The 16,618-nt window shown below is 40.2% G+C and carries 17 protein-coding genes and 1 tRNA gene; 9 read left to right on the plus strand and 9 right to left on the minus strand.

Annotated elements, in window-relative coordinates; translation table 11 throughout:
* Nucleotides 1-32 precede the first annotated feature (32 nt).
* On the plus strand, nt 33-1,430 hold the full coding sequence (dnaA, locus tag SOI83_RS00005) for a chromosomal replication initiator protein DnaA (protein ID WP_320676512.1): 1,398 nt from the start codon (nt 33-35) through the stop codon (nt 1,428-1,430).
* 128 nt (nt 1,431-1,558) lie between these two features.
* Here dnaA and SOI83_RS00010 read toward each other — a convergent pair whose 3' ends face one another.
* Nucleotides 1,559-2,800 (minus strand): glutathione S-transferase family protein, encoded by a 1,242-nt coding sequence (locus SOI83_RS00010; RefSeq protein WP_320676513.1) that lies wholly within the window; start codon nt 2,798-2,800, stop codon nt 1,559-1,561.
* Between the two features lie 221 nt (nt 2,801-3,021).
* Here SOI83_RS00010 and gorA point away from each other — a divergent pair, with 221 nt between their 5' ends.
* Nucleotides 3,022-4,383, plus strand: coding sequence for a glutathione-disulfide reductase (gene gorA / locus SOI83_RS00015; RefSeq protein ID WP_320676514.1), 1,362 nt, complete (start codon nt 3,022-3,024; stop codon nt 4,381-4,383).
* A gap of 91 nt (nt 4,384-4,474) precedes the next feature.
* Here the strand turns inward: gorA and SOI83_RS00020 are convergent, their stop codons facing one another.
* Nucleotides 4,475-5,572 carry a calcium/sodium antiporter gene (locus tag SOI83_RS00020; RefSeq protein ID WP_320676515.1) on the minus strand — a complete coding sequence of 366 codons (1,098 nt, stop codon included), beginning with the start codon at nt 5,570-5,572 and terminating at the stop codon, nt 4,475-4,477.
* 292 nt (nt 5,573-5,864) lie between these two features.
* Between SOI83_RS00020 and pyrC the strand changes: the two genes are divergently transcribed.
* Entirely contained in the window at nt 5,865-6,938 is a 1,074-nt protein-coding gene (gene pyrC, locus SOI83_RS00025) for a dihydroorotase (protein WP_320676516.1), read from the plus strand.
* Nucleotides 6,939-7,030: 92 nt separating this feature from the next.
* On the opposite strand, the gene SOI83_RS00030 is transcribed toward pyrC, so the two are convergent.
* Nucleotides 7,031-7,116: transfer RNA gene (locus SOI83_RS00030), tRNA-Leu, on the minus strand.
* A 91-nt stretch (nt 7,117-7,207) separates the two neighbouring features.
* On the opposite strand from SOI83_RS00030, the gene ndhL reads away from it, so the two are divergent.
* Genes ndhL through trpA form a run of 3 tightly spaced genes read left to right on the plus strand, consistent with a single transcriptional unit; the run spans nt 7,208 to nt 8,657 of the window.
* Entirely contained in the window at nt 7,208-7,429 is a 222-nt protein-coding gene (ndhL, locus tag SOI83_RS00035) for an NAD(P)H-quinone oxidoreductase subunit L (protein WP_320676517.1), read from the plus strand.
* Nucleotides 7,430-7,432: 3 nt separating this feature from the next.
* Nucleotides 7,433-7,780: a DUF3007 family protein gene (locus tag SOI83_RS00040; RefSeq protein ID WP_320676518.1), complete on the plus strand. Its 348-nt coding sequence runs from the start codon at nt 7,433-7,435 to the stop codon at nt 7,778-7,780.
* 55 nt (nt 7,781-7,835) lie between these two features.
* The gene (gene trpA, locus SOI83_RS00045; RefSeq protein WP_414153415.1) at nt 7,836-8,657 is read left to right on the plus strand and encodes a tryptophan synthase subunit alpha; all 822 of its coding nucleotides are present in this window, start codon (nt 7,836-7,838) and stop codon (nt 8,655-8,657) included.
* A gap of 114 nt (nt 8,658-8,771) precedes the next feature.
* Here trpA and SOI83_RS00050 read toward each other — a convergent pair whose 3' ends face one another.
* Nucleotides 8,772-9,137, minus strand: a complete 366-nt coding sequence (locus SOI83_RS00050) for an AbrB family transcriptional regulator (RefSeq protein WP_320676519.1) — start codon at nt 9,135-9,137, stop codon at nt 8,772-8,774.
* A gap of 103 nt (nt 9,138-9,240) precedes the next feature.
* Between SOI83_RS00050 and SOI83_RS00055 the strand changes: the two genes are divergently transcribed.
* The gene (locus SOI83_RS00055) at nt 9,241-9,510 is read left to right on the plus strand and encodes a YciI family protein (protein ID WP_320676520.1); all 270 of its coding nucleotides are present in this window, start codon (nt 9,241-9,243) and stop codon (nt 9,508-9,510) included.
* Here SOI83_RS00055 and SOI83_RS00060 read toward each other — a convergent pair.
* A complete protein-coding gene (locus SOI83_RS00060; RefSeq protein WP_320676521.1) occupies nt 9,486-9,890 on the minus strand; it encodes a c-type cytochrome in 405 nt (134 codons plus the stop codon). The two genes, SOI83_RS00055 and SOI83_RS00060, sit on opposite strands and share 25 nt — an antisense overlap.
* Nucleotides 9,891-10,099: 209 nt before the next feature.
* On the opposite strand from SOI83_RS00060, the gene SOI83_RS00065 reads away from it, so the two are divergent.
* Entirely contained in the window at nt 10,100-10,630 is a 531-nt protein-coding gene (locus SOI83_RS00065) for a Nif11 domain/cupin domain-containing protein (protein ID WP_320676522.1), read from the plus strand.
* Between the two features lie 83 nt (nt 10,631-10,713).
* On the opposite strand, the gene SOI83_RS00070 is transcribed toward SOI83_RS00065, so the two are convergent.
* The 3 genes from SOI83_RS00070 to hisIE all read right to left on the minus strand — a co-directional run bounded on the left by SOI83_RS00070 (nt 10,714) and on the right by hisIE (nt 13,027).
* The gene (locus SOI83_RS00070; RefSeq protein ID WP_320676523.1) at nt 10,714-11,031 is read right to left on the minus strand and encodes a hypothetical protein; all 318 of its coding nucleotides are present in this window, start codon (nt 11,029-11,031) and stop codon (nt 10,714-10,716) included.
* 288 nt (nt 11,032-11,319) lie between these two features.
* Nucleotides 11,320-12,246 carry a sigma-70 family RNA polymerase sigma factor gene (locus SOI83_RS00075; RefSeq protein ID WP_320676524.1) on the minus strand — a complete coding sequence of 309 codons (927 nt, stop codon included), beginning with the start codon at nt 12,244-12,246 and terminating at the stop codon, nt 11,320-11,322.
* A 100-nt stretch (nt 12,247-12,346) separates the two neighbouring features.
* A complete protein-coding gene (hisIE, locus tag SOI83_RS00080) occupies nt 12,347-13,027 on the minus strand; it encodes a bifunctional phosphoribosyl-AMP cyclohydrolase/phosphoribosyl-ATP diphosphatase HisIE (protein WP_320676525.1) in 681 nt (226 codons plus the stop codon).
* 64 nt (nt 13,028-13,091) lie between these two features.
* On the opposite strand from hisIE, the gene SOI83_RS00085 reads away from it, so the two are divergent.
* Nucleotides 13,092-13,586 (plus strand): 6-carboxytetrahydropterin synthase, encoded by a 495-nt coding sequence (locus tag SOI83_RS00085; RefSeq protein WP_320676526.1) that lies wholly within the window; start codon nt 13,092-13,094, stop codon nt 13,584-13,586.
* 212 nt (nt 13,587-13,798) lie between these two features.
* On the opposite strand, the gene clpB is transcribed toward SOI83_RS00085, so the two are convergent.
* Nucleotides 13,799-16,390 carry an ATP-dependent chaperone ClpB gene (gene clpB, locus SOI83_RS00090; protein ID WP_320676527.1) on the minus strand — a complete coding sequence of 864 codons (2,592 nt, stop codon included), beginning with the start codon at nt 16,388-16,390 and terminating at the stop codon, nt 13,799-13,801.
* Nucleotides 16,391-16,618: the final 228 nt, after the last annotated feature.

The following is a 16,618-nucleotide window of genomic DNA, read 5'->3' on the forward strand; positions in this document are numbered from 1 at the left end:
CTTTTTCCAAGAAGTGCGTAGATTCAGCCTCTATGGAACCAGAAGTAGTGGTCAAGGGTGAAGAGCTGTGGGGGAAGGTTCAAAAGACCCTGCAGGACAACCTTAGTAAGCCAACGTTTGAGACTTGGATCAGACCTGCAAGGTGCAAGGGATTTCTTGATGGTGAGCTTTGTTTAATTGCACCCAATACTTTTTCAAGTGATTGGTTGAGAAAGAATTACATAAAGACAATTGAAGATGCTGCTGAGCAAATCTATGGGGAGAAGGTAAGGGTCACAGTTTCTGCAGAAACAGATCAGCAAGGCTCTAACGAGTCGTTGGCGACAGGTCTTTTACCTAATACTTCTCGAAAATCATCTTCTTCTGCCAATAAGGAGAATACTAAACCTCGTAAAGTTTTGCCTGGGTTGAATTTGAGATATGTTTTTAATCGATTTGTAGTTGGACCTAATAGTCGAATGGCACATGCAGCAGCTTTGGCTGTTGCCGAGGCTCCAGGTAGAGAGTTTAACCCCTTATTTATTTGTGGGGGAGTTGGCTTAGGTAAAACACATTTAATGCAAGCAATAGGTCATTATCGATTGGAGATTGATCCTTCTGCGAAGGTAGCCTATATATCTACTGAGACATTCACGAATGATTTAATTCTTGCGATTCGCAAAGATGGTATGCAAGCTTTTAGAGATAGATATAGAGCCGCGGATCTAATCCTTATCGATGATATTCAATTTATTGAAGGCAAAGAGTACACCCAGGAGGAGTTCTTTCATACTTTTAATGCTCTTCACGAAGCAGGTAGACAGATCGTTATTGCAAGTGATAGACCTCCTAATCAGATACCAAGACTGCAGGAAAGATTGATTTCTCGGTTTTCGATGGGCCTTATAGCAGATATTCAACCGCCTGATTTAGAAACTAGAATGGCGATTTTGCAGAAGAAGGCAGAACAAGAGCGGATGAGACTTCCTCGTGATCTTATTCAGTTCATTGCAGGAAGATTTACTTCTAATATTCGCGAGCTTGAAGGAGCTCTTACTAGAGCAGTTGCATTTGCATCAATTACTGGATTGCCAATGACAGTTGAATCGGTAGCCCCAATGCTTGATCCAAATGGACAAGGTGTTGAAGTTACCCCAAAACAAGTCATTGATAAGGTTGCTGAGGTCTTTGAAGTTACTGCTCAGGAGTTGTTGAGTAGTAGTAGACGAAGACCTGTTAGTCAAGCTCGGCAAGTTGGAATGTATTTGATGCGTCAGGGTACTGGCTTGAGCTTGCCTAGAATTGGTGATGCTTTTGGAGGAAAGGATCATACAACTGTTATGTATGCAATAGAGCAAATCGAGAAAAAACTCTCCAGTGATCCACGGGTTGCATCGCAGGTACAACGTGTGAAGGATTTGCTTCAAATTGATTCTCGACAACGCCTTTAAAAGGCCTCAGCTATAGATACTCTTGGCAGCTTTTGATTGGCTCTATATAGGGACCCTAATTTTCCTATTGTTTATTTTAAATTGGTTTCGTTGCAAGATCCCCAAGCATTATTCTTGAAATTATTTGTTTAAATATTCCTAAAAGGTTTAGGGTCTTGGTCGAAACGGTTTCGAGTAGATATTGGAGGCCCTTCCTCTAGACCATCATTATAGGCAGTCGTTTCAAGAGCCTTGCGTAATTCTCTAGCAGCTAGTAATGGCATATCTCTAGGAACGGATATGCGATCTCGGAGATATCGCAGCCCTAAAGCTGTCCCTTTATTAGGTAAACAGGGTTTTTCTAAAACCATAAAGGTCAGAGCGGCTCTCAATGGTTGGTCAAAATCTTTTGAACCAATCGGATTTAAATCTAGTAGACGATTGCGATGTTTCAGTACTCTCCCTAATGCAACTATTTTTGGTTTAACTATTGAGGTTTTTTCTTGGTCAATCCAGGAAGTTTCTTGATTGTCTAATCCATTACCATTATCTATTGAGCTTGAAAAAAGTTTTTGAGTTGAGCTTTTGTTTTTCCAACAACCACCCATCTGAGGAGGAAGGTCATGTGCATGAGTATGGAAGTCCCCTTGAGTCCCTCGATAAACCTCGAGCTTTTCTAGTGCCTTGAACCATTGGTCAATTTGGGGATGCTCTTTGCGAAGATTTAGACCTTTGTAGTATGCGAGTGAGGCATTCATTCTTTCTACGTAAGGAATAAAGATGACATCAGTGCTACCTGGAATAGTTATATCGTTGAGGCTATTGTCTAACCAAGGACCACTAGTAGAGATGATCTCTGCTTCCATTTTTCGAGCAAATGTATGAAAATTTTGCTTGGCTTTTTGTTCTTGTAATGGAATTAAGGCAGGGTAGCAAAGCCAATTACACCAGCTCCTAAATAGCTGTCTTTCTAGGTTGCGCAATTTTAGTGATTTTGGATCTTCTAGTGGAAGTCCAAGTGGACCATAGGCTTTTTCTAATTCAAGAAGTATTCGATCGCTTTCAGTTATTAGATGATTGTCAATCTCTACTGCAGGAAGCATTCCTGATGGTACTTTTCTTAAATACCACTCCTCTTTATTTCCATAACATCTCATTGTGACTTTCTTTATCTGGTATGGAATTTTTTTCCATTCGAGCCATAGCCAAACTTTTTGACAGTAAGGACACCAAGCATGATTGTCTCTGTAGAGAGTTACTCTTATTTTGTTTTCAGGTTGACCAAAAAGACGTCGTGTGGCCTGAGAGTTTGTAGGGCCCTCAGCGTAATTGATCTCCTTAGGCGCAAGCTTTTTAAGATCTTCCCAGTTAAGTGCTTGAATGGAATCCATATAGGCGCTCCTTTTTTTGGATTTGTGTAAATATTCAATGTCTAATCCTTTCAGGGAACCATTACTCTCAGGACATTCATGAACACAAACTAACAACTAACCTGCAGTTGGGTATTTTTGAGCAGGTTTTGGTAAGAATTTTTGGCTTTTAAGAACAGTGATGACTACCTTGGGGCAGAACTTTGAGATTTGTGGAAAATATATGTAGTGAATGATGAGCTTTGAAGGATTTCTTCGACTTAATCGTTTTAGGGGCTGGCTCTGGCGGCCTTGCCGCTGCTAAACGTGCTGCAAGGCATGGCGCAAGAGTTGCAATTGTTGAGGGTGACCGGGTTGGTGGAACTTGCGTCATTCGAGGTTGTGTCCCTAAAAAACTACTGGTTTATGGAGCTTTATTTAGAAAACAATTGGAGGTGGCTTCTAGTTATGGAGTGGAAATTGGCGGGCTGAATTTTCAGAATAATATTTTCTTGTCTAATGTTCGAAATGAGGTTGACCGTTTAAATCGCCTACATGTTGATTTTTTAGCTAATGCAGGTGTTGAATTATTCCAAGCTTGGGGAAGTTTCTCGGGTCAAAATTCTATTGATTTATTGGATTCAAATAGTAAAAAGCCTTCTTTGAATAAAATTCATGGGAAAAGAATTCTTATAGCGGTGGGAGGACGCCCTTGGCGCCCTGAAATACCAGGAGCTTCACTTGGATGGACCAGTGATGATATGTTTCTTCAAGAGGACCTTCCTGAGAAGATGGTAGTTGTGGGAGGGGGATTTATTGCATGTGAATTTTCTTGCATACTCAATAGTTTAGGCGTCAAAGTTAGTCAATTTGTACGTAGTTCAAGCTTACTAAGAAGTTTTGATAGCGAATTGTCCAGCCATCTTGAGCATTCCATGAGAGAAAGTGGAATAGACTTCCACTTTGACACAGTTGTTAGCTCGATCGATGGCTGTCCTGGTGATCTTATTGTGAAGACTTCTAGCGCAACCTTTTTGTCTGGAGGTATCTTATTCGCCACAGGAAGGAAACCTTTTCTAGATAATCTAAATTTAAATGTTGCTGGCGTAGATGTTCACAATGGAAGGATAGAAATCAACAAAATGCATGAAACAAATGTTCCTAACATATATGCACTTGGAGATGTGACAGATAGATGGAATTTAACTCCTGTTGCAATAGACGAAGGAAGAGCTCTTGCGGATCGAATTTTTGGTGGAATTTGTCGTGATGTGAATTACCAGCTAGTTCCTAGAGCTGTTTTTAGTGATCCCGAGATAGCTACAATTGGCCTGAGTGAAGTTCAGGCAATAGAATCCCTTGGGGCATCTAATGTACAGATATATCGCAGCATGTTTAGGCCTATGTCTCAATCCCTTCACAAGAGTGGTCCTAAATGTCTTTTGAAACTCGTTGTTGATTCAAGAGATGAGAAAGTGATTGGTTGTCATATGCTCGGTGAGCATGCGGCTGAAATCATTCAGATGGCATCAATAGCAATAGGCATGGGGGCAACAAAAAAGGAATTCGACAATACTATGGCTTTGCATCCAACAATAGCCGAAGAATTTGTTACAATGGCATAGCTAATACCAAGTCAAATATTGTTTTAAGCTGGCTAGTTCTTTTTCTTGATATTAGAGTTAATTGAATATATGACTGCCTCCTTCGTTGTCTCTATATATGGGTCCTGCTTCTGCGAACCAACTGCCAGTAATCTAGTGTCTTATATATTATCAATACTGTTGAAAGTGGTAAAACCAAGCAAAACATTAATAGCCTAAATTCATTTTGAAGGTTAGAAACGTGTGGAAGCACCTGGTCTGTTAAATAGCAAAAGTATAGTCCCACTAAAAGTCCTCCTTCGAGGCGGCTGATTTGTCCTTTTGTCCAAAATATTGGCATGCATGCGAGTGTTGTAAGCACCATTACAGGCATGTCCCTTTGAATAAGCATCTCTTCAACGAAAAGTCCTTTGCTTCCAGAGACGATTGCGCAGCTACCAAGTACTAGAAGTTGATTTAGAAGACTACTGCCTACAACATTTCCGATTGCCAAGTCGGTTCTTCCTTTTAGAGCAGCCACCAATGAGGTGACTAGTTCGGGCATTGAGGTTCCAGCTGAAACTATAGTTAGACCTATTACAGCCTCTTTGACCCCTAGTTCAATAGCCACTGAGCTGGCGCCTATAACTAAAAGGTTGGATCCAAGGGCGAGCAGAAATATTCCTACTATTAAAAGGCAAATTGCTGGAAATATTCCTCTTTCTGCAAACTTTTCATTGATTTCTGGCTCAGCATTTTTCATTCCTTCTGGTTCTTCTCGCGCAGTACGTATCTCCCAGATGGTGTTGATAATTAATGCAATTAATAAGGCCAAGCCTGCTTGCCAAGTTATGCGACCTGCTGAGGCCATTCCCCAAACAGATGCTGAAACAGCTAGTAATACAGGTATGTCTCTTCGAACGAGACGACTTTCGACTTTGAGAGGAAGCACAAGTGCGCTGCTCCCTAAAACCACCATTACGTTAAAAATATTGCTCCCCACAACATTGCTTATTGCTAGTGCATCAGAACCTTTAAGTATTGAACTGACACTTACGAAGAGCTCAGGTGCGCTTGTCCCCAGAGAGACAACCGTTAGTCCTATGACTAGTTGAGGGATGCCCAAAATTAATGCCAGGGCTATGGACCCTTGTACAAAGAGCTCTCCTCCCCCAAATAAAAGACCTATTCCAATCAGCACCTCTAAAGCTGAGATTAGGAATGAAGGCATAGGAAAAAGTATTTTGGGATTATGTTCCTAGAAGCGACTGGCTTCAAGGATGAACTAATAGGCTAGTAGGAGAAAATCTTTATAGGCAATATGTTTTTGTTTTTGGTGGTGTTGAAACCCTCTGGCAGATTCCTTTATTACCCTTGTGTGAGTCTTCTAAGATTCATTTGTAAACAAGAGATCAACAGGCTAAGGACTTGTTTTATGTCTTGATCTTCCTTCAGGTCGTTTAGCCTTACTAGACATTAGCCTCATACTTTGAGATCAATAAGAGTAAAGACCTTTAAGCCGCATGCCTTTGAACATTCCCCAGGGACACCTCACCCTTCGCCAGCCTGATGACTGGCATGTTCATTTTAGAGATGGCTCTTTGATGAAATCTGTTGTTAGCAGTACTGCGCGAGTATTTAGAAGAGCCATAGTTATGCCGAACCTTTCTCCTCCTATTACTACTGTTGAGGCAGCTATTGCTTATAGAGAGCGCATATTGTCCTCAGTCCCAAAAGGAATTTCTTTTTCCCCTTTGATGACTGTTTATCTTACTGATAATCTTTCAGTAAATGTTCTTAGAGAAGGTTCCCAAAAAGCTGTCTTTACTGCGGCAAAGCTTTACCCAGCTAATGCTACAACCAATTCATCTATGGGTGTCACTAAGATTACTAATATTTATTCAATTTTCGAGACGATGGAAGAAATTGGCTTGCCATTGCTTGTTCATGGAGAGGTAACAGATTTAGATGTTGACATCTATGATAGAGAGGCTGTTTTTATTGACAAATACTTATCTCCAATACTAGAACGCTTCCCAAAACTTCGTGTTGTTTTGGAGCATATAACAACAGAACAAGCCGTTCAATTTGTTCAGACTGCTAGTGAAAATTTAGCCGCAACGATCACGCCTCATCATCTGCACATCAATCGAAATGCGATGTTTCTTGGAGGGTTGCGTAGTGATTTTTATTGTCTACCTGTCGCAAAAAGAGAGCGACACCGTATAGCTTTGCGAAAAGCTGCCACAAGTGGAAAACCTTGTTTTTTTCTGGGAACTGATTCAGCTCCTCATCTTCGTTCCTCTAAAGAGAGCTCATGCGGATGTGCAGGTATTTTTAACGCTCATTATGCGCTTGAAAGCTATGCCGAAGTATTTGAGGAAGAAAATGCTCTAGATCGATTGGAGGGCTTCGCGAGTGTGCATGGAGCAGCCTTTTATGGGATGCCTCTTAATGAGGACTCAATAAATTTAAAAAGAGTCTTTCAGGTGATACCGGAGCGGTTTGCTCTTCAGGAGGAGGCCGAGAAGATAGATCATTTGGTCCCCTTTCATGCTGGAGAGTCTTTGAGGTGGGTAGTTGAACCTATGGTTTAAAGGAAACAGGGGAGTTTTCGACGCCCGTGCAAATTCTCGATTGAAAGAGAATTATGCTTTGGATATCTTTGATGGACTTCCTTCAAAAATGATGGGAGCAGGGGGACTTGAACCCCCACAGTCGTTTAGGACCTGCGGATTTTAAGTCCGCTGCGTCTACCAATTCCGCCATGCTCCCTGAGGCTTAGGCCATCGGCCTAAGTTCCATCTTAGATTTCAATCAGCACTTTCGTCTCATAGTGTTTCTTCAGGAAGTACTCACCCAAGTTATGAACAGCTCTTTTTTGCTACTAGGAGGCTATGGATTGTTAGGATTTTTATATTTGGTTGTTGTTCCGCTTTTGCTTTATTACTGGATGAATAAACGTTGGTACAACATGGGCAAGTATGAGCGCCTAGCAATTTATGGAATGGTGTTTTTGTTTTTTCCAGGATTAATTCTATTTGCTCCCTTTTTGAACTTACGTCTTGATGGTCAAGGAGAGGTCTGACAATTGACACGCTCAAGGGTTATTCAACTAGGTATTTTATTTTTTTTATTAGGTGGATTGGGTTATGGCTCTTTTAGATTGTTTGGATTAAATGGTATTTCTTCAGGTATTGCCTCGGAGGCTGTTCTGGTTGCACTGGTCGTTGTATGGATAGGCTCCTATCTGTTTAGAGTCATCACCGGTAATATGACTTTCATGGAGCAGCGAAAACGTTACCTTAAGGCTTATGAAGAATTAACTACTGCTGAACTTAAGGCTCGATTTGATGCAATGTCTGAAGATGAGCAAATGCAATTAATGCAAGAGCTCGATCTTGAGAACAACAAATCTTCTTCATTCTCAGACGAATAGTCTGTAGACCCTCCTTCTCGATTTCATCTTTACTTAGTTTTGTTGAGGAAGCGCCTTGGAGAATCAATTAAATCAAAAAAGTAAAATCATTAGTTCATTTGAACTTTTGAATGATCAAGGTCGAATTGCTTTAATGCCATTTCTGATGGCTGGGGACCCTGACCTTGAGACTTCTCGCAAAGTGTTGTTAAAGCTTCAAGATGCTGGAGCAGACATCATTGAACTTGGAATTCCATATAGTGATCCGTTGGCTGATGGCCCTGTGATTCAAGCTGCAGCATCTAGAGCTTTGGCTTCAGGTACAACTATTTCAAGAGTTCTTGATATGTTGTCGGATTTACGATGTGAGTTAGAAATACCTATTGTTTTATTTACTTATAGCAATCCATTGCTCAATGTTGGAATGGATTGCTTTTGTGATCGAGCAGCAGAGGCAGGCGTTTCAGGTCTAGTTGTTCCAGATCTTCCTTTAGAAGAAGCTGAGAAACTTTCTCCTTTGGCTTCTGATAGAGGCATTGACCTTGTCTTGTTGGTTGCTCCGACTACTCCCAAAGAAAGAATGAAAACAATTTCTCGGAAAAGTAAAGGTTTTACTTATTTGGTTAGTGTTACAGGTGTTACAGGTGAACGCACTAATATGGAAAGCCGTGTTGAATTACTTGTTCATCAACTTAAGTCATCTTCTTTAAGCCCTGTGGCTGTTGGATTTGGTATATCAGGTCCTGAACAAATAAAACAAGTTAGAGAATGGGGTGCTGATGGGGCAATTGTAGGAAGTGCATTAGTTAAGAGAATTGCTAATGCTCAAAAAGGATTAGAAGTTCAGGCAGCAGGGAATTTTTGTGCTGAACTAAGAAGAGCTGCTGATGAGAAATGAATTCTTGAAAATAACAGTCAGGAGATGTCAAAAAAAAGTCCCGAACTATTGTCGGGACTTTTTTTGATTAAACCTTTGACTTAGAGCTCAACGCTTAATAGTCATTCAATCCAATTAATCTTCGTCATCTCCACCAACAGGAGTTAACTTTATCTGCTTTCGACCAAGCTTGATCTGAAAATCATCGCCAGGCTTTAGATCTTGGAGAGCAGTGTAAGCCTTACCTATTAAAAGATTTCCATTGCCTTGGACTGTAGCTATATAGCTAAGCTTACGGCCACCTTTGCCAACACCAGCAACACCTGTAGCTCCAAGGTTTACACCTTTAGCATCTAGAAGAGCTTCGTAAAAGGCGGTGAAGTTTAAACGCTCACTACCATTTTTCTTGGTTGAGACATAACCACATGCGCGAACTAGATCGGATTTGCTTACATCACCTAGCTCCTTAACTTTTGTTAGAAGGTCACTACCAGTGAGCATAGTCAGTAATTGAAATATCTACTTGAGTAACATAGCGTTTTTTTCTGGATTTGTGCAATCTTTCTAGGGTTACATTTCCTCTTATCTATATCACCCGGCCGAAATGGAGCGCTTTGTACTTTTTGGGACATACTGTGAGAATGCACTTGAAAAGCGTGGCCCTTTTCGGGATCAACACCTTAAAAGACTTAATACTCTTAAGCAGAAAGGAACACTCATCACCCTTGGTCCAACTAAGTGCACTAGATATGTTTTTGGGATTTTTGAGGCAACCAATGTTGAGACTGTTCAACAGCTTGTTGAAGAAGACGTTTACTGGAAGGAAGGCATTTGGACCTCTGCTGAGGTTTATCCCTGGGTCCAGGCCTTTTGAGCTTGACTCCATATCCAATCAGCAACAAGTTGATCACCTCCCTCGCCAAGGACTTCTTCATAGCTAGACATACTTCCTATCCCTTCTCGAGCAATTTTTGCAATAGCTTCTGGGTTATCTAATCCACGTTTTTGTAAAGCTTCAAGTCTAAGGGTTTTACTTCGTCTGATGACATTTCCTCCATTTATATGGCAACCTGAACAGTGTTGTATGAAAAGAGTCTCACCCTGAGAAGCTTCTAAGGCAAGACTGTTGAAGGGAGAGGTTAAAAAAACTGCAATAAATATTGCCAGTCTTAAAGTTTTTAGGAGTTGCTCTTTAAGAGGGATACTTGATTTTTTGAGTTGGTGCATAAGAAAATTGAAAGTAAATGCCTTCATTAGCTAATCATCCTAATGGTCTAATGGGTTATTTTAATGTTATGTATGTGCTCTAATCTAGTCGCAGTGCATCTAGGCTGGTATCTGGCTCTATTTTGAGCTGAAGATAAAAGTGCAGTTTGATCGGGGAATTAGTTGTATTTAACTTTCTTCTTGCTAAGCCTTCTCCTATCCTTAGCAGAGAGCTGTTAGTAATTAATTTTTAAGCTATGTCAGAAAAAGATCTTCAGAGATTTCTTCATAAGGTTGAGCAGCTAAAGCAAATGACTAATTCATTAGATGAAGTTGATGGACGACGTGAGCTTTTAGCTAGTTGCGTGAATCACAATCAAGTGATTGAACTGGCTAGATCTTGGGGGTATGAAATTGGACGAAGGTGGGGTGAAAAAGATCTAATTCCTCAGGAACTTTCAATTGAGGGACTGATAAAGTCTTGTAGAAGACAAAAAGGCGATGAATCAAAACATATCATTCATCAAGGCGATACATGGAGATTGGAATTAGTTCAATCCTTTGCTGCTTCCAGTCCTCAGGGGTTTTGGTATGACCAGTTAGAACATGAATGGATTTTGTTGCTTAGAGGTAGTGCAACAATAAAATTCAAAGACCCTGAGTTACTTTTAGAACTTAATGTTGGAGACCAGCTTCATTTGCCCCCTCATCGCTTACACCGAGTTGAACGTACTGATCCTTTGCCTGGAACATTATGGTTAACACTTTTTTGGGAAGCTAAAAACTAATTTGACTTACTTAACTTTCTTGCATTAAAAGGCTTAGGCCTTTATTCCTTAATCTTATTGGATTGATAATATTGTGTTTTAAATTAATCTTCAGAATTATCACGCATTTCTTGAAGGATTAGATCTAGTTGATCAAATGGATCAGCATCAATTTCCTCCTTTTTAGTAGTAGAGCTTTTGCTGTCTGTCCAGGAAGCTTCTATTTCACACAAGCATTGAGCGACACCTGCAATTCCCTTATGGCAGTACTCTTCTTTAAGGGAATCTAGGATTGAAGACATTCTTGTAGAACTTGATTGAAGGCTTAGCCCTAGGTCTGCTTGAGAACGTCCATGATGCCTTAACCAATCTTTTAGAAAAACTGAAAGGTCTTTTTCGATTTGAGAGGACCAATTAGACATTGCGTAAAAGATCGAAAACTTAGTATTTGGCGGAATAGAAATTTATCTCTAATTAGAAATCGTAAATGAAACCTATAAGACAACTATTCAATAGATATTACCAAGCGAATTGTCTAGTTGCAAGATGATTGATTTCATTAACTGTACTCTTTGATCTTTGTGGGGGCTCTTAAGAAGGGGGGTGAAAAATTGAGATGATAGAAAATACTTTTTAGAGTTTGAGTATTTAGGCGGGTAATGATATCTCTATAAGAAGCATAGGTGACTAAGCCTTTTGGTTCTTAGATTTTAAGCGTTGTTTTCAACAATTCCTCTTTGTATTCCTGTTTTTCTAAGTTTTCTAAGAGCTCTTTGTACCACTTGCCTGCAATACTCCCTACTGCAATTCATATGTCTTGCTACCTCTGCAAGGGTCCTCCATTCATTAGAACCATCTAGTCCAAATCGGAGAGTGACTATTGTCAGTTCTTTGGGAGTTAGGTTCGATTGATTTAGTAGATCCCAGGCCGAAGCACTTCTTTCTGCAATTTCTGCTAGTTCCATTGGAGGAAGTTCTTCGCTAGGAAGTAGATCGACTAGCTCAGAGGGATCAGATTTTGACTTGACAACTCCTTGGAGACTTACGGTTATGCTACGCATCTCACAGGCGAGCAAATCTTCTACTTCTTCAATTGGAAGTCTCAAGGATGTGGCTAATTGGTCTGAAGTGGGAGCCAATCCATTGCTTTGCATGAGTTTGGACTTTGCCGACCTTAGTTTTGTGAGTTTTTCATTGACGTTTACAGGTATACGAATAGTCCTACTTTGAGTGGAGAGAGCTCTATTAAGACCTTGTCTTATCCACCAATATGCGTAGGTAGAGAAGCGGTGCCCGCGCTTGGGATCATATTTTTCTACAGCTCTAGTTAAGCCAAGTGTTCCTTCTTGGATTAGGTCGAGCAGTTCTAAACCTTTACCTTGATATCGTTTTGCGAGATTTACTACAAGCCGAAGGTTTGCAGTGATCATTTGACTTTTAGCTTTTTCTCCTAGACGAATTATCCTTCGCTCTTCAGCTGAAAAGTGCTCTTTCTGGGCTTTCTCCTCATTGGTTTGGTTGCGGTTGGTTATAGCAACCATGGCCTGAACTTTTCGTCCCATTGTGAGCTCTTGCTCGGGCGTTAGAAGTTTATGCCGCCCAATCTCACTGAGATAAGCACTCAAAGAACTTCCCATTAGGAACTCTCGCCTTATTTGAAGTTAGACGCAAAATGTTTTGATTTTTATTGTGTAAGAAAGAGTTCGGAATTCATTATTTTTACTTTATTCAGAGGTTTTACTGGGATTCCTTGTGCCTTCGAGGCCCTCCTCTCCTTTGCGTGAGCACACTAAGTACATCTCTCCATGAAACACCGTGGTTAGAAAGAGCAACTTGTATGTGAAAAAGAAGGTCAGCCGCCTCATTTGCTATTGATTGAGCATCATCGTCTTTGCAAGCCATAACAAATTCGACACTTTCCTCGCCAATTTTTTTTAAGATTTTATTATCTCCTTTGTTCAAAAGGTGGTTTGTATAGCTACCTGCTTCAGGGTTGCAACGCCTTTGTTCAATAAGCTTGAATAACTCACTACATGCATCTGCTGGAGGCTGAAGTGCATTAGATCCTCCATTAGTTCTTTGCTCGCCTTCTTCGAAGAAGCAGCTTCGAGCACCTGTGTGGCATGCAACGGAACCGACTTGATCGATAGTTAGCAAAATCACATCAGCATCACAGTCGTATCTGATTCCTTTAAGTATTTGCTTGTGCCCACTAGTAGCACCTTTGTGCCATAACTCTTTTCGAGAACGACTCCAGTAGTGCACTTCTCCACTCTCAATTGTGCGCTCTATTGCCAATCGGTTCATCCAAGCAACCATCAGTACAGCACCATCAAGCCAGTCCTGTGTTACAGCAGGAATTAGGCCGTCTTGGTTGAAACGGAGTTGGTTGATGAAGCCTGTGCCATATTCCTGCATGTGTCCTCAAATTAAGCTGGATTGTGAATTAGAACTTTTCTTAGTTTCCTCGAGCAACTAATTGATGTCCATACCATCTTTCGGATATACCTGCCGCAAACACTTTGACCGGTACCCTTGTTGTCATAGGCAATGGAAACATCCCGGTCATTGTAGGTTTGTTCATGGTTATAGCCGTAGCTTCACTTTTTGGTTTGCTGCAAGAGAACTTGACGTCTATGGATTTGTTGTCGATTTTTCGAGTCTCAAACCTTTAGAACAAAAACTCAGAAATCAGTTTGATCATACTTTTTTAATTAATGCAGATGATCCGTTGCTATTGGAATGGAGGAAGTTGCATGAAGAAGGTGCATTAGATCTTCGGGTTATGGAAAATGTAGGAATGGAGGCTAGCGCTCAGCTTGTATGGGGTTGGGCAAATTCTCTTTTGTTTGATAGAGATGCTGGCCGAACGTGTTGCTGGCAGGTTGAAGCATCTGAGGATGATATAAATTCTGCTTCTTATGAGGCAATCCCAAGCTGGTTTCAATCTGAGAACCCTTTAATTACAGAAACTTGACTCTTTATTGTTACTGTGGCTGAAGAAGTCAAGGCTTTTGGAAATCGTTTACACCAATATTGCTTTTTCTATTTAATTTCAACTTGGCCCGATAGTATAGGCAATCCCTGGAATACCTTAATGCATTATTTACGAATAAAAGAGAATATTTGAAGGCAGTCTTATGGAAACTAGCTTCTTATATTCTCATACATTAGTCAATTTTTCCGCTATCAGCTAATTCTCAACTTTTCTCCCTCACTTACTACATTTATTCTTGCACCTGGAGGGTAGTTTCCCTTGAGTATTTCTTTAGCTATGGGGGTCTCCAAGTATCTTTGAATGACTCTTTTTAGAGGTCTTGCTCCATAGATAGGATCGTAGCCTTTATTTGATATCCATAGTATGGCTTCTTCAGATATCTCAAGGGTCAAATTCTTGTCTTTTAGCCTATCCCCTAAATTGCAAATTTGCATGGTAACTATTTTCGAAATGTCTGCCTTGTTAAGACTCTGAAAGATAATGGACTCATCAAGTCTGTTTAGGAATTCTGGCTTGAATTGTCTTCGCAGAGCAGTATTTACAAGATCTTGCATTTGAGCATATTTTTCTTGGTCCCCTCCCAATTCTATAATTGATTCGCTACCAATATTGCTTGTCAAAATAATTACCGCGTTTGTGAAATTGACTGTCTTTCCTTGGCCGTCGGTTACACGCCCATCATCAAGTATTTGAAGCATCACATTGAATACATCAGAATGCGCCTTTTCTATTTCGTCAAAAAGGATTACGGAGTAAGGTTTTCTTCTTATGGCCTCTGTTAGTTGACCTCCTGACTCGTATCCAATGTATCCAGGAGGAGCTCCTATTAACCTGCTTACTGTATGTTTCTCCATATATTCTGACATGTCAATTCTGATCATTGCTCTTTCATCATCGAAAAGCTCACTTGCTAAGGCTTTTGAAAGTTCTGTTTTGCCTACTCCTGTTGGACCAAGAAAGAGAAAACTTGATATTGGACGATTCGGATCACTTAATCCAGCTCGGGATCTTTGAATCGCATCTGCAACAGCAGTAACTGCTTCTTCTTGGCCGATTACTCTTTCATGTAATTTGCTTTCTAGGCTTAATAGTCTGTCCATCTCTGATTGTATTAATTTTGAGATTGGAATTCCTGTCCATTTTGCAATAACTTCAGCAATGTCATCTTCGCTTACCTCTTCTCGAAGAAGTGACTTTTCGCCTTTAACGTTTGATAGGGCTAAGGCTGATTCTTTTTCAGTGAGTTTTGTTTGTAGTTCTACAAGTGTGCCATATTCAAGTTGGGCAGCTTCATTCAGGTTATAGTTCCGCTTTGCCTGCTCGACTTGTAATTGGATACGTTCAATTTCTTCTTTTATTGAAGATATGGCATTAATTGCTGTCTTTTCCTTTTCCCATTGAGAATTTAGAATAGTTTGTTGATTAGATAATTCTTTTAATTCAATTTCTAGTTTGAATAGGCGATTTTTACTAGCTGTATCTGATTCGCGTCCAAGTGAAAGTTGTTCCATTTGAAGTTGCAATATCTTGCGGTCAATTTCATCTATTTCTTCTGGTTTTGAGGTGATTTCGGTCTTTAATCTTGAGGCGGACTCATCTACAAGATCAATTGCTTTGTCTGGGAGGAAACGTTCGGTAATGTAGCGATTACTTAAAATAGCTGCTGCTACAAGAGAGTTATCAGCAATCCTTACCCCATGATGAATTTCATAACGTTCTTTTAATCCACGCAGGATAGATATTGTGTCTTCAACTGTAGGTTGATTTATCAGGACTTGTTGAAAGCGTCTCTCTAGAGCAGCATCTTTTTCAATGTGTTGACGATGCTCATTAATTGTTGTAGCTCCAATACAATGTAGTTCTCCTCTGGCTAGCATTGGTTTTAGGAGATTGCTTGCATCCATTGAGCCACCAGTAGCACCTGCGCCTACAACAGTATGGATCTCATCAATAAATAGAACTATTTGTCCGTTAGAAGAAATTACTTCTTTTAGTACTGCCTTTAGTCGTTCTTCGAATTCTCCTCGATATTTAGCTCCAGCTATAAGTGCACCCATATCTAGAGATATTAGTTTTCGATTTTGTAAAGCTGTTGGTACATCTCCATTTACAATCCTTTGAGCAAGTCCTTCTACAATTGCAGTCTTGCCCACTCCCGGTTCGCCTATTAATACTGGATTGTTTTTTGTTCTTCTACTCAATATTTGAATCGTTCTGCGGATTTCTTCATCTCTACCGATAACAGGATCTAATTGTCCATTTTTAGCGGCAGAGGTTAGATCTTTCCCATATTTCTCGAGTGATTCATAGGATATCTCTGGGTTTTGATTGTTTACTTTTTGGCTTCCACGAATCTTTTTAATAGCTCTGTGGAGTTTCTCGTTGTTTAGTCCTTCTTGAGACAGTAGTACTTTGCAAATCCTCTCATCTGCTAGAAGTGCTATTAGTAGATGTTCTACTGAGATGAAACTATCTTCAAGTCTCTTTTTCCCCTGTTCTGCTTTCTCTAGAACTTTTATTAGGGATTTTCCAAGGTAAACAGAGTCGGGATCTCTTTGGAGTTTAGGTTGATTACTGATTTGTTTATCTAGATTGGTTTTGAGAGAGTTTATTGACACTCCTGAGTCCTTTAGGATTTTTACTATTAGTTCGCTCTCTTCAATAAGTGCAAGCATTAAATGCTCACTTTCAATTTGTTGGTGTTTAAGCCTTTGAGCTGCTTGTTGAGCTGAGGTTACTGATGCCCAGGCTCTTTCGGTAAAATCTTCTGCCTTCGGTTGCATGATGGTGTGTTTTCTCTTGGTTTAAACCGTACGGCAAGTTTTTTAAATTCTTACTGAGGTAAACCCATCATATTTGTACGGAGTTCTCTCTAATGTGCGGATATCACCCTTTAAATAATTAATTTAGGGGGCCCTGCAATCTATATAGATAATATTTTTATTCTTAAATAGCAATATAACTTCCTAGGACTTGCTTTGGCTAAAAGGATTAAATGGGTAAAGCCAGTT

The sequence above is a fragment of the Prochlorococcus sp. MIT 1300 genome, assembly GCF_034092375.1.
In the GTDB taxonomy this organism is placed as follows: Bacteria; Cyanobacteriota; Cyanobacteriia; order PCC-6307; family Cyanobiaceae; genus MIT-1300.